This window comes from uncultured Jannaschia sp. (genome assembly GCF_947503795.1).
GTDB lineage: Bacteria > Pseudomonadota > Alphaproteobacteria > Rhodobacterales > Rhodobacteraceae > Jannaschia.
In genome coordinates this window covers 105,959-118,508 of record NZ_CANNEZ010000003.1, presented here as the reverse complement: position 1 = coordinate 118,508, position 12,550 = coordinate 105,959, and the positions used below count along the sequence as shown (strand labels likewise).

Here is a 12,550-nt window from a genome sequence, read left to right as displayed (position 1 = left end):
GCCCCTCCTGCGTTGGGCGGCATGCAACACCCCGATCTCATCTACTATCCCGACGACCGGCCCGGCATTTCCCGGCGTCGCGCGGGCCGGGGCTGGAGCTATCGCGCGCCCGACGGGACGACCATTGATGACAACGGAGAGCGCAAGCGGATCGAAGCGCTCGCCGTGCCCCCGGCCTATTCCGACGTCTGGATCAGCCCACGCAAGCGGGGCCACCTGCAGGCGACCGGATACGACGACCGTGCGCGCAAGCAGTATCGCTACCACCCGCACTGGTCCGAAATGCGCGCCGCCGCCAAGTTCGACGAGCTGCCGGCCTTCGGTGAAGCCCTGCCGCGTATCCGCCGTCGCGTGGCCGAGGCGCTCGGCGGCGAGGCGGGCGAGCGGGACTTCGCCATCGCCGCCGTGCTGCGCCTGATCGATCGCACGTCGATCCGTATCGGCTCGGACATCTACCGGACCGAGAACGGGACCGAGGGGGCGACGACGCTCCGGTCGCGCAACCTGACGATGACGGATCGTGGCGTGCGGCTCGACTGGCGCGCCAAGGGTGGCAAACGGGTGCGCCGCCAGATCGCCGACCGGACGCTGAACCGCGCGCTCCATGCGCTGGACGACCTGCCGGGCGCTCCGGTCTTCGAATGGATCGATGGCACCGAACGGCGCGAGATCCATGCCGATCAAGTCAACGACTGGCTGCGCGATGCCGCGGGCCTCGACACCGCGACCGCCAAGACCTTCCGGACGTGGAACGGCTCGGTCGCCGCCCTCGCGGTGGCGCAGGCGACGGGCGAAGGCGTCACCATCAAGGCGATGTCGGAAGCCGCGGCCGAGATGCTGCACAACACGCCGACGATCGCACGCAACAGCTACGTCCATCCGCAGGTCATCGCGCTGTCCGAGACGTGGCGAGACGTCAGGACGCCCGAGACCCCGACCGGTTTGCGACAGGCGGAACGCGCGCTGCTGGCACTTCTGGGCGGCTGACGGCCCCGCGCCACCCGCTCAGGTCAGGTAGGGGACGTCCCCCACGAGGCCGATACGGTTCAGCACCCAATAGAAGCCGATCGCCGCGATGACGACCGAGCCCGGTATCGCGATCACCCGGCGATACCAGGGCTGTCCACCGAACCACGCGCCGACCAGCAGGAATGCGATCGCGATCACGGTGAGCTGCCCGATCTCGACGCCGATATTGAACGCGATCAGCGAGGCGACCAGCGTCGCGGGCGCCATTCCGGCCTCGGCAAAGACCGACGCGAAGCCGAGGCCATGCAGCAGACCGAACCCGAAGACCACGGCGATCCGGCCCCATGTGATCGTCCGCCGGCCCCCGGCCCATATGTTCTCGACAGCAACCCAGACGATCGAGGCCGCGATGACCGCCTCGACCGCCCACATCTGCGATGGCGGGATCGTGACGACGCCCAACACCGCCAAGGCCAGCGTGACCGTGTGCGCGACCGTGAAGGACGTCACCTGCCAGAGCAGCGGCCGCCACGCGAGCGCGTAGAAGAAGAGGCCCAGCACGAAAAGGATGTGGTCGAGCCCCGCCGGGATGATGTGCTCGAACCCCACGACGACGTTGCGCAGGAAGCTGTCCCAGACCGAAACCTCGGCTACGCCGGTTCGGGGCAGGGGGTCGGACAGGCTGCCATTGGTCAGGATCGCCTCGTAGCTGGCCTCGTCCCCGGTCTGTCGCACGATCACGTTCCCCAGCGCCGCGTCGAAGCCGAAGATCACGGGCGCGTCGCCCGGCGGCAGGTCCGCCGTCAGGGTCAAGACGCTGTCGCGGCGCAGTTCGGGGTCGCCGACGGGCGGGATTTCGGTTTCGGCCAGGGTCAGGGGCAGGTCCATGCCGTCGACCGACAGCGTGATCCGGTCGTCGATCTGCCCCCACGCCTCCGAGAGAGCCGCGCCCAGGGCGTCGGGCGAGAGGGCGCGCAGATCGTCATGGACCTCCGACAGGGGCGAGTCGTTGGTGTCGTCCAGCGCGCCGAGATCCATGCCGGCGATCAGGGGCTCGACGGACGTCCGGAGGATTATGGTGGCGACGTCGCCCGCGATCTCGACTTCGGCAAAGGACGGCTCGACCTCGTGTGCCGCAACCGTGAAGGCCGCGATCATTGACAGCAGGGCGGCCAAGGCCACCCTGTGCCCCATCGCCAGGAGATTCGTCATGCCCATCCGCCCCTTGGTTGCCTTCGCGGCATTGTTCATCCTTTGCACCCCGCTTCAAGCGCATGAGTTCTGGATCGAGCCGTTGGAGTTCGCGGTGGCCCCCGGCGATCCGGTGACGGCCCGGTTCCACAACGGGCAGGAATTCGCGGGCTCGACGCTCAGCTTCATCCCCAACCGCTCGGCGCGCTTCGACATGATCTCGGGCGAGGATGTCAGCCCCGTTCCCGCGCGGATCGGCGACAACCCGGCCGTCCAGCTCGACACGGCGCCCGAGGGCCTCCTGATCCTGGTGCACGAGACGGCGGACATGTCGCTGGTCTATTCGGAGTGGGAGAAGTTCGTCGCCTTCGCCGAGCACAAGGCCTTCACCCCGCTTCTGGCCGAACACGACGCCCGCGGCCTGCCGCGCAAGGGGTTCCGCGAAGCCTATCGCCGGTTCGCCAAGTCGCTGGTGGCCGTGGGCGACGGGGCTGGATCGGATCGGGCCGTGGGCCTTCGCACCGAGATCGTGGCCGGCATGAACCCCTATACCGACGATCTTTCGGGCGGCCTTCCCGTGCAGGTGCTGTTCGAGGGCGCGCCCCGACCGGGCGCGCAGGTCGAGATGTTCGAGCGAGCGCCCGATGGCGGGGTCGCGATCACGCTCCATACCGCTGATGCCGAGGGGCGTGCCGTGCTGCCGATGAAGGCCGGACACGACTACCTCCTTGATTCGGTCGCTGTCCTGCCGCTCGAGCCCGAGGCCGAGACCGATCCCGTCTGGCTGACGCTCTGGGCCGCGTTGACCTTCGCCGTGCCCGGAGCGTAAAGCCACGGGCATCGCCACGGAGGACATCATGGAAAAGTTCGAGACCCTGACCGGCATCGCCGCGCCGCTGCCGCTGATCAACATCGACACCGACATGATCATCCCCAAGCAGTTCCTGAAGACGATCAAGCGTTCGGGCCTCGGCGTGAATCTCTTCGACGAGATGCGCTACGAGGATGACGGCAGCGAGAACGAGAACTTCGTGCTCAACAAGCCCGCCTATCGGGATGCGGAGATCATCGTGGCGGGCGACAATTTCGGCTGCGGCTCCTCGCGCGAGCATGCGCCCTGGGCGCTGCTGGATTTCGGCATCCGAGCCGTGATCGCGCCCAGCTTCGCCGACATCTTCTATAACAACTGCTTCAAGAACGGCATTCTGCCCGTGGTGCTGCCGCAGGAGCAGGTCGATGCGCTGATGAAGGATGCCGAGAACGGCGCCAACGCCCGCCTTACCGTCGACCTCGAGGCGCAGACCGTCACCGGCGCGGACGGCACGACCTACGCGTTCGAGGTGGATGCTTTCAAGAAGCACTGCCTCCTCAACGGGTTGGACGATATCGGCCTGACGCAGGAGAAGGCGCCGTCGATCGCCGCGTTCGAGACGCGCATGACGCAGGAGCGTCCCTGGGTCTGACCGGACCGTCTGAACGTCGATCCGCAAGTCATTGTTTTTGTGCGATTACCGATGCACCGTCGGCGGAATGATGCCAACGGGACACACAGATTTGCCCAAGTCTTTCCGTTCCCCGTCAGGCGGTTGCGAGGTGAACTTAAACAAGGCACGGTTGAGGCGAGAATGAGGCAGTCACCCATCATAAGGGTGTGATCTTGGAACAAGGGTTCGGCATGTACCGGACCCGTCCATTAAGGATCGATTGGGCAGTGATTTCGCAGCTACCAGGTGCGTGCATCCGTGCGGTGCTCGTCGTGATGATGGTCCTTGCTCCATCGCTGCTACTGCCTCAGGCGGATCCCCAGGTCACGGATGCCACTGTTCTGATCGCGATCTTCGCGGCGGTCTTCGTGATCGTCGAATACGGCTCGACCTATCCGGGCCTGATCGAGTTCCGCGCCGCCCCTCCGTTCAACCGCGTCCGCTTCGCGATGTTGGCGATGACGCTCCTGCTGACCTCGATCATGTGCGCCGGGCAGGAGGATCCGACGACCCTGTCGCGGCTGTTCCACGCCATCGGCATACTTCTGGGCGAGTCGATGGATTTCGCGTTCAGCCCGATCCGGCTTCTGATGTGGCTGCTGCCGGACGGCACGACCCTGTCGGAGGCCACGCTGATCCGGTCGGCGGCGGGCCTCGCCTACTTGGTATCGCTCGTAGCACTGACGGTCTTCGCGATCCTGATCCGTGTGCGCGGCTGGCCCTCGCCCACGGGCAGCTTCAACGTCTGGATCAACCTTCCCACCTTCGATCCCACGGCCGGTGCGGACGTGGTGGTCCGCCTCAAGCGCGACGGGGCCGTTAACATCCTGTTAGGGGTCTTGCTGCCATACATCACGCCGCCGCTGGCCGTCTTCATCGCGAGCTCCTACGGGGTCTCGATGCTGGACAACCACCTTCTGACGGTCTGGATGATGTCGCTATGGGCCTTCCTTCCCGCCTCGCTGTTCCTTCGTGGAATCGCCATGCGGCGGCTGGCCCTGATGATCTCGAAGAAGCGCAGCCGTTTCGCCGAGACCGGCGCGGGAGACCCGGCCTTCCTGCCGGCCTGATCGCCGCGACCCTCGCGGTGCTGCTCGGCGGTGCCGCCGTGGCCGAGACCTTGCGCATCGCAACCTTCCATTCGGGCCTGGGCCGTCGCGGGCCGGGCCTGATGCTGCGCGACCTCGCGGTCGCGCGCGATCCGCAGGCCGAGGCCGCGCTCGATGTCATCGCGCATGCCGCTCCGAACGTTGTCCTGCTCCTCGACATCGACTGGGATCTCGATGGCGTGGGGCTTGCCGCGCTGACCGACCGGCTGGCCGAACATGGGCTCGAATACCCGCACAATGTTGCTTTGAAACCGAATTCCGGCATCCCGTCGGGGATCGACCTCGACGGTGACGGCACCGATGACCGGGCGCGGGATGCCATGGGCTACGGTCGCTTCACGGGCGACAGCGGCCTGGCCCTCCTGTCGGATCGACCCATCGGCCGGATCACGGATCACTCCAAAACGCTCTGGTCCGCACGCTCCGACGCGGTCGCCGTCTTGCCCGAGGCGGCGCATGGCATCGTGCCGCTGGCGACCACGGCGCAGTGGGTGGTCGAGCTGGGCGACTTGACGTTGATCACGCTGGCGGCGGGAACGCCGGTGTTCGACGGCCCCGAGGATCGCAACGGCAAGCGAACGGCGGACGAGCTGGCCCTTGTGTCGGAGCTGGCCGAAACGGTGCCGCATCCGGTCGTGCTGGGGCGCGGCAATGTCGATCCGGTGGATGGCGACGGGCCCCGCGCCGCGATGCGCGCGCTGCTCGACCATCCCGCCCTGCAGGACCCCGTCCCGCGGGGCGCGGGCGGCGGTGGTGCCGGGCATTCGGGCGATCCCGCGCTGGATACGGTCGCCTGGGAGGGGCCGGGCCCGCTCCGCGTCGACTACGTCCTGCCCGGCACATCGCTCGACATCCGGGACTCGGGCGTCCTTTGGCCCGCGCTGGATGATCCCTTCGCCGAAACTGTGGCCGCCGCGGGCAGCGGGCGGCTGGTCTGGGTCGACATCGCGCTTCCTTGACCCTTCGGAAGGGGGGGACTACGCCCATGCCGATCCAAACGAGAGGCCTGCGCGCGATGACCAATTCCCTTCTGATCCTGCCGGGCGACGGCATCGGCCCCGAGGTCATGGCCGAGGTCCGGCGTGTCATCGACTGGTTCGAGGCCAAGCGCGGCCTGTCCTTCGAGGTGTCCGAGGATCTGGTCGGCGGTTGCGCCTACGACAAGCACGGCACGCCGCTGCATGACGACACGATGGCCCGCGCGCAGGAGGTCGATGCCGTCCTGCTGGGCGCCGTGGGTGGTCCGAAATACGACGATCTGGACTTCAGCGTGAAGCCCGAGCGGGGCCTGTTGCGCCTGCGCAAGGAGATGGACCTGTTCTCGAACCTGCGCCCGGCGCAATGCTTCGATGCGCTGGCCGATTTCTCCTCGCTCAAGAAAGAGGTGGTCGCAGGCCTCGACATCATGATCATCCGCGAGCTGACCTCGGGCGTCTATTTCGGCGAGCCGCGCGGCATCCACAAGGAAGGCAACGAGCGCGTCGGCATCAACACCCAGCGCTACACCGAGAGCGAGATCGCCCGCGTCGCCCGGTCGGCCTTCGAACTGGCCAAGAAGCGGTCGAACAAGGTCTGCTCCATGGAGAAGGCAAACGTGATGGAATCGGGCATCCTCTGGCGCGACGTCGTCCAGGAGATCCACGACGCCGAATATCCCGAGGTCGAGCTGAGCCACATGTATGCCGATGCGGGCGCGATGCAGCTGACGCGCTGGCCCAAGCAGTTCGACGTGATCGTGACGGACAACCTGTTCGGCGACCTGCTGTCCGACCTGGCCGCGATGCTGACCGGATCGCTCGGGATGCTCCCCTCGGCCTCCCTTGGGCTGCCGATGGCGAACGGGCGGCCCAAGGCCCTCTACGAGCCGGTGCACGGCTCGGCGCCCGACATTGCGGGGCAGGGCAAGGCCAATCCGATCGCCTGCATCCTCAGCTTCGCGATGGCGTTGCGCTATTCCTTCGACGAGGGCGCCCATGCCGACCTCCTGGAGGGGGCGGTGCAACAGGTGCTGGCCGACGGCGTGCGCACGGCTGACCTGATGGGCCCCGATGGCGGCACGCCCGTCTCGACGACCCAGATGGGCGATGCCATCCTCGCGGCGCTCGACGCCGCCTGACCGACAAGGGCGCGCGCCCGACCGGGGGGTCGGGCGCGCCCATCCGACAGTACCGAGCGCGACCCTTGGGAGGGGGGCGCGGACCCAACCGAAGGACCGCATCATGGGCGACAAGGCCTCTCCGCTTCCCGGCATCCTGATGGCGCTGGGCGCCTTCGCGCTCTTCTCGGCGCATGACGTGGCGATCAAGCTCCTGGGCGGAAACGGCTACGCGGTCTTCCAGATCGTCTTCTTCAGCGTTCTCTTCAGCTTTCCGCTGGCGGTGGTGATGCTGCTCCGCGACGACTTCGAGGGGAACCTGAAGCCGCGCCACCCGTGGTGGACCGCGCTCCGGACGGTATCGGCGGTCATCACCGGCATGACGATCTTCTACGCGTTCACCGTGCTGCCGCTGGCCCAGACCTACGCCATAATCTTCGCATCGCCGCTGATCATCACGATCCTCTCGATCCCGGTCCTCGGTGAGAAGGTGCGTCTGATGCGCTGGGCGGCCGTCATCGTCGGCCTGATCGGGGTCATGATCGTGCTCCGTCCGGGCTCGGTCGAGCTGGGGATCGGTCACGCGGCGGCATTGACCGGCGCGTTCTTCAGCTCGCTGGCCTCGGTCATCGTCCGCAAGATCGGCCGGGAGGAGCGGGCGGCGGTCCTCATGCTCTATCCGATGGTGGCCAATTTCGTGGTCATGGGCGCTCTGATGCCGCTGGTCTACCGACCGATGCCGGTCGAGGATCTCGGCCTCTGGGTCCTCGTGGCGGCGGGTGCCTTCATCGCCAGCCTCATGATGATCCAGGCCTATCGCCGCGCCGATGCCGTTCTCGTGGCCCCGATGCAGTACTCGCAGATCATCTGGGCCGCGCTCTATGGCTGGCTCTTCTTCGGGGAAACGATCGACGGGGGCACCGCGATCGGGGCATCGGTGATCATTGCATCGGGTCTCTTCATCGTGTTCCGCGAGGGGCGCGGAAACTCCGCCACGACGCCGGTGCTGCGGACGCGGTCGCGGGCCGAGACGGGGACGAACCTGCGCATCGGCCCAATGCTCACCCATGCCGAGCGCGACGCCCATGCGGTGCCGCCGCCCGCCGACGCGACGCGGGATTAGCCCTTGCCACGGCGCGGGCTGCGCCGTATCTGCCGCCCCTGTCGGACGCATCGCGTCCGTCGCCCAACGGTCGGGCAGTGGCGCAGCCTGGTAGCGCACCTGCTTCGGGAGCAGGGGGTCGGAGGTTCGAATCCTCTCTGCCCGACCAACGGGAAACCCCTTCGTGATCGCTGCGTCCCCATGCCATCCTGCCAAGCAGGAACGGCCCGATGACCATGCCCAATCTTGCCGCCATCCTCCGCCGCGCTTCGGTTCTTCGATGGGGCGGCGCGCGTGTGATCCCGGCGTGCGACGCTCATGTCGTCTGCCGGATCAGCGGGTCCGCTTCGCCGCTCCTTGCGCGGACGCAAGCCGCGATCGCGCCGGTCTCCGGGACTGTGGGCGCGCGGCAAGATTGCCGACCGATACCGCCCACTCGCCTTGGTTCAAGAATGCCACGGCTGGCGACCTTCTGAGGCTGTTCGAGGCTCTGATTGAGCCGCCGCCATGTCCTGCTGTGCTGGTCGGTTACGACCCCGACGCATATCGGGTCCGTACGTGCTGCACCGGCTGGGGGAGGGGTGTGCCCAACGCCCGGACCGAACTCGAGGCCTTTCGCGACCCGGCGCGGGTCCAGTCCCTCGTCGGGGTCACGGTCTCGCCGAGGAATGCCGCGATGCGGTGCTCGGTGCGTGGATTCCGTTCTTCGCGGGCGCGCTCGTGTATCGCCCGAGCCGTCCGGCCCGCGCCGCCAATCGCAGCGCGGCCGTCTCGATCCCCGAGCTGCGGCGGATGCCGAGGCGGCGCAGGGTCGCGGCCGTCGGGTCCGCGCGCAGACGCTCGAACATGTGGCGTGCCTCGGGTGTGAGCTGCGCGTCGCGATCGAGAAGGGCGGCGCAGTTGGCGGCGAGCCAGCCCCCGAACGTCCCGTCGACGAGGCGGCGCAGACGGGCCGCGCCCGCCGCAAGCCCACCCGGCGCGCCGAGGACGTTGGCGTCATGCTGGCGGTAGTCGAGGACGGCCCAGCGGTCGAGCCGGATCTCCCCGCCGATGGCCCGCGTGAACTGCGCCAGCCACCAGTCGTGAAACGGTACCTCGCGCCGGGGGCACGGTCCCGCGCGGAGGGCCGTCACCAGCGCCGGGTTCAGCATTGCCGTATGCCCCGAGACCGCGTTCTGCGCCATGAGCGACGGCAGGTCGGTCGCGGCGGCGCGCCGAATAGCGCCACCCGTCGCGCGGCCGTCGGCATCGACGACGCGCCATCCTGCCCCGTAGAGCGCGGGACCGCGCGTGCCCTGCAACCCGTCGATCGCGCGGGTCAGTTTCGAGGGATACCAGACGTCGTCCTGGTCGCAGAGCGCCACATGCGTACGCGGCCCGAGCGGAAGCGAAGGATGGCCGAGTTGCGTCAGGAAGTTGCCGGATGCGCCACAGTGCGGACCCTCGACGATATTGACGCGGTCCGGGCCACCCATCCGGCCCGCGAAGTCTTCGAGGATCGCGCGCGTGCCGTCGCGTGACCCGTCATCCCCCACCCAAAGCCGCCAGCCCTTGTGGGACTGGGCCTCGAGGCTGGCCAATTGGGCGGGCAGGTGGGCTGCGCCATCGCGCGTGGCCATGACGATCAGGACGTCGGGGGGCGGTCGGGCGATGCTGCGTTCCTCGTGACGAATTGGTGTAAAATCAGCGGTCAGGGGCATGATGCCGCCTCCGCCCTAACAAATCCTCACCACCCCGCCGCGCGATCCCGGCTGCATCGACCAGCACGGGGCACACGCATCATGACCAGCATCGACCATATCGAGACCTACACCCGCGGCGACATCTCGCTGATCCGCAACATCACCGACATGGACGTCCATTCCGTCGGCGGCGTGGGCCGGCTCTATGTCGTCACCACCATGGGGGGCGGGCGATCGACCTGGGACCTCGATGGCGGGATGGCCGTCCGTTCGGCCCGGCTCGATTCGGGCTACGGGCTGTCCCATACCGTCCAGCTCGAGGCGATCACCATCGACGGCCATGATGTGATGGTCGCCTTTTCGCGCGCGATGCCTGGCCTTGATGGCCATGTCCTCGACCAGATCGGCCGCCTGTCGCAGACCGACGGCGCCACTGGAACCGGCGGGGACGCTTTCACCGCGATGGCCTTCGTGTCCACGACCGGCGGCGCGACCCTCCTGACCGCGGACGCGTCGGGCACGCTTCAGGGCTGGCAGATGGATGCGGCTGGCGCGATGACCCGGACGGCGACCTTCCAGACCGAGGGCATCGACATCCCGGCCATGGCGCATGTGGGGGTCGGCGGCACGACCGTGATCCTCGCCATCTCGCGCGACGGCAACACCGTCAGCAGCTTCACCGTCGATGCCGCGGGCGGTCTGGCGGCGGGTGACGTGGCCGGGATCGGCGCGGGCGAGCTGCCGGTCAACGCCCTTTCGGCGGTCGCGACGGCGACGGTCGGCGGCGCCGCCTTTGTCGTGATCGGCGCGGCGGGCAGCAACTCCCTCTCGGTGATGGAGGTCGGCGCGGACGGTCGGCTCGCCGTGACCGATCACGTGCTCGACGGGCGCGAGACGCGCTTCGAAGGCGTCGCCGCGATCGAGACGGTCGAGGCCGACGGCCGGGCCTTCTTGATCGCGGGCGGAACCGATGACGGCGTGTCGCTGCTCGAACTGCTGCCGGACGGCCGGCTCCTGCATCTGGCGCAGGTGGCCGACCAGCTCGACACGACGCTGCAGAATGTCGGCACCATCGCCGCCTCGGTCCAGAACGGCGCAATCGAGATCTTCGTCAGCAGCACCACCGAGGCGGGGATCACCCGCTTCTCCGTCGATCTCGCCACGCTGCCCCGGGTCCTGCAGGACGGCGACGGTGCGGGCACCCTCGCGGGCGGCGCGGGTCCCGACGTTTTCGTGCTGGTCGCCGACGATCAGCCGGACACCGTGACCGGCTTCAACATCGCGACGGATCGCCTCGATCTTTCGGCCTGGACGAACCTCCGGGGCACCGACCAGCTCGATCTGCAGCGCAACTCGGTCGGGGCGACGATCACCTATGGCGACGAGGTGCTGGTCATCCGCTCGCATGACGGCACCGGCCTCGAAGTCGAGGATCTGCGCGCGGCCATCGACTTGCCGCTGTCGCATTACGTGACGGCGGTGCGCGATCTGTCGGGCACGACGGGCAATGACAGCATTCTCGGCACCGCCGAGAGCGATGCGATCTCGGGCGGTGAAGGATTCGATACGCTCGTCGGAGCGGACGGCAGCGATGCGCTGGCGGGCGGTGCCGGCCAGGATGAGCTATGGGGCGGCAACGGCGATGACAGCCTGTCGGGCGGGAGCTGGGCGGATGTCCTCTATGGCGATGCCGGGAACGACACGCTGCGCGGCGACGACGGCGATGATCTGATGTTCGGGGGCGCGGGCGACGACCTTCTGGATGGCGGCGTGAACACCGACACGATCTCGGGGGGCGACGGCGCGGACCGTATCTTCGGCGGCGATTGGTCCGACAGCCTGGCGGGCGACGCGGGCGATGACACGCTGGACGGCGGCCAGGGCAACGACACGATGGAGGGCGGCCTCGGCCACGATGTCATCACCGGGGGCGAGGGCTACGACCGGATCTATGGCGGCGACGGCGACGACACGATCGACGGCGGCGTGGGCGCGGACCAGATCTGGGGCGGGGCGGGCCAGGACCGGATCGCCGGGGGAAGCTGGTCCGACATCCTGCACGGCGATGCGGGCGACGATTACCTCATCGGCGGCGACGGCACCGACCAGCTTTTCGGAGGGGTGGGGAACGACACGCTTATGGGCGGCGAAGGCCAGGACGTCATGCATGGCGACGACGGCGATGACCTTCTCTTCGGGGACACCTGGTCGGACATGCTCTATGGCGGCGCGGGTCGCGACACGCTGGACGGCGCCACGGGCGACGACAAGTTGGAGGGGGGTGACGGCGACGACCTCCTTCTCGGCGGGGACGGATTCGACCGGCTTTTGGGCGGCACGGGCAACGACACCATCGAAGGCGGAGAACAGCGCGACTGGCTGAAAGGCGGGGACGGCGACGACGATCTCGATGGCGGCGGCTGGAATGACATGATGTTCGGCGATGACGGCAACGACGTGATGCGTGGCGGGCATGGCGATGACGGCCTGTCGGGCGGCATGGGCAACGACAGCATCTGGGGCGATGACGGACGCGACCAGCTCTATGGCGGTGGCGGCAACGATCTTCTGCATGGCGGCACTTGGGCCGACGAGCTCTATGGCGGGTTCGGCGACGATACGCTGTCGGGCGATGCGGGCGGCGACCTTCTGCTGGGCGGCGGCGGGGCCGACACGTTTCGCTACGACGCGGGCCACGACCGGATCGTCGATTTCGATCCGGCGGTCGATCGGCTGCTGTTCGATGCCGCGCTCTGGAACGGACAGCGCCCGGACCAGGCGGCGTTCGACGCCAAGGCCGAGGTCGTCGGGAGCGACCTCGTCCTCTCGTTCCACGATTTCGACAGCCTGACGCTGGAGGGGATCACATCGACCGCCGGCCTGAGCTACGACGTCGCGGCGTTCTAACCGTTCGTTAA

General features: G+C 68.1%; 10 protein-coding genes and 1 tRNA gene. 9 read left to right on the top strand and 2 right to left on the bottom strand.

All coding sequences use genetic code 11. The annotated features are described in order from the left end of the window. The first annotated feature begins 21 nt into the window (after positions 1-21). A complete protein-coding gene (locus tag Q0833_RS16005) occupies positions 22-987 on the top strand; it encodes a DNA topoisomerase IB (protein ID WP_298437286.1) in 966 nt (321 codons plus the stop codon). 18 nt (positions 988-1,005) lie between these two features. Here Q0833_RS16005 and Q0833_RS16000 read toward each other — a convergent pair whose 3' ends face one another. Beyond that, on the bottom strand, positions 1,006-2,181 hold the full coding sequence (locus tag Q0833_RS16000) for a HupE/UreJ family protein (protein ID WP_298437283.1): 1,176 nt from the start codon (positions 2,179-2,181) through the stop codon (positions 1,006-1,008). Between Q0833_RS16000 and Q0833_RS15995 the strand changes: the two genes are divergently transcribed. From Q0833_RS15995 to Q0833_RS15965, 7 genes are all read left to right on the top strand, one after another. Next, positions 2,180-2,989 (top strand): DUF4198 domain-containing protein, encoded by an 810-nt coding sequence (locus tag Q0833_RS15995; RefSeq protein ID WP_298437280.1) that lies wholly within the window; start codon positions 2,180-2,182, stop codon positions 2,987-2,989. The two genes, Q0833_RS16000 and Q0833_RS15995, sit on opposite strands and share 2 nt — an antisense overlap. A gap of 28 nt (positions 2,990-3,017) precedes the next feature. Further along, the gene (gene leuD, locus Q0833_RS15990; protein ID WP_298437277.1) at positions 3,018-3,623 is read left to right on the top strand and encodes a 3-isopropylmalate dehydratase small subunit; all 606 of its coding nucleotides are present in this window, start codon (positions 3,018-3,020) and stop codon (positions 3,621-3,623) included. 296 nt (positions 3,624-3,919) lie between these two features. Continuing rightward, the gene (locus Q0833_RS15985; protein ID WP_298437274.1) at positions 3,920-4,714 is read left to right on the top strand and encodes a hypothetical protein; all 795 of its coding nucleotides are present in this window, start codon (positions 3,920-3,922) and stop codon (positions 4,712-4,714) included. A 17-nt stretch (positions 4,715-4,731) separates the two neighbouring features. Further along, positions 4,732-5,712: an endonuclease/exonuclease/phosphatase family protein gene (locus tag Q0833_RS15980; RefSeq protein ID WP_298437271.1), complete on the top strand. Its 981-nt coding sequence runs from the start codon at positions 4,732-4,734 to the stop codon at positions 5,710-5,712. 56 nt (positions 5,713-5,768) lie between these two features. Then, positions 5,769-6,869 (top strand): 3-isopropylmalate dehydrogenase, encoded by a 1,101-nt coding sequence (gene leuB, locus Q0833_RS15975; RefSeq protein WP_298437268.1) that lies wholly within the window; start codon positions 5,769-5,771, stop codon positions 6,867-6,869. Between the two features lie 103 nt (positions 6,870-6,972). Further along, positions 6,973-7,971 (top strand): DMT family transporter, encoded by a 999-nt coding sequence (locus Q0833_RS15970; protein WP_298437265.1) that lies wholly within the window; start codon positions 6,973-6,975, stop codon positions 7,969-7,971. A gap of 71 nt (positions 7,972-8,042) precedes the next feature. Then, positions 8,043-8,119: transfer RNA gene (locus Q0833_RS15965), tRNA-Pro, on the top strand. 481 nt (positions 8,120-8,600) lie between these two features. On the opposite strand, the gene Q0833_RS15960 is transcribed toward Q0833_RS15965, so the two are convergent. Beyond that, positions 8,601-9,650, bottom strand: coding sequence for a glycosyltransferase (locus Q0833_RS15960; protein WP_298437262.1), 1,050 nt, complete (start codon positions 9,648-9,650; stop codon positions 8,601-8,603). An 81-nt stretch (positions 9,651-9,731) separates the two neighbouring features. Here Q0833_RS15960 and Q0833_RS15955 point away from each other — a divergent pair, with 81 nt between their 5' ends. Further along, entirely contained in the window at positions 9,732-12,539 is a 2,808-nt protein-coding gene (locus Q0833_RS15955; RefSeq protein ID WP_298437259.1) for a calcium-binding protein, read from the top strand. The last annotated feature ends 11 nt before the right edge of the window (positions 12,540-12,550 follow it).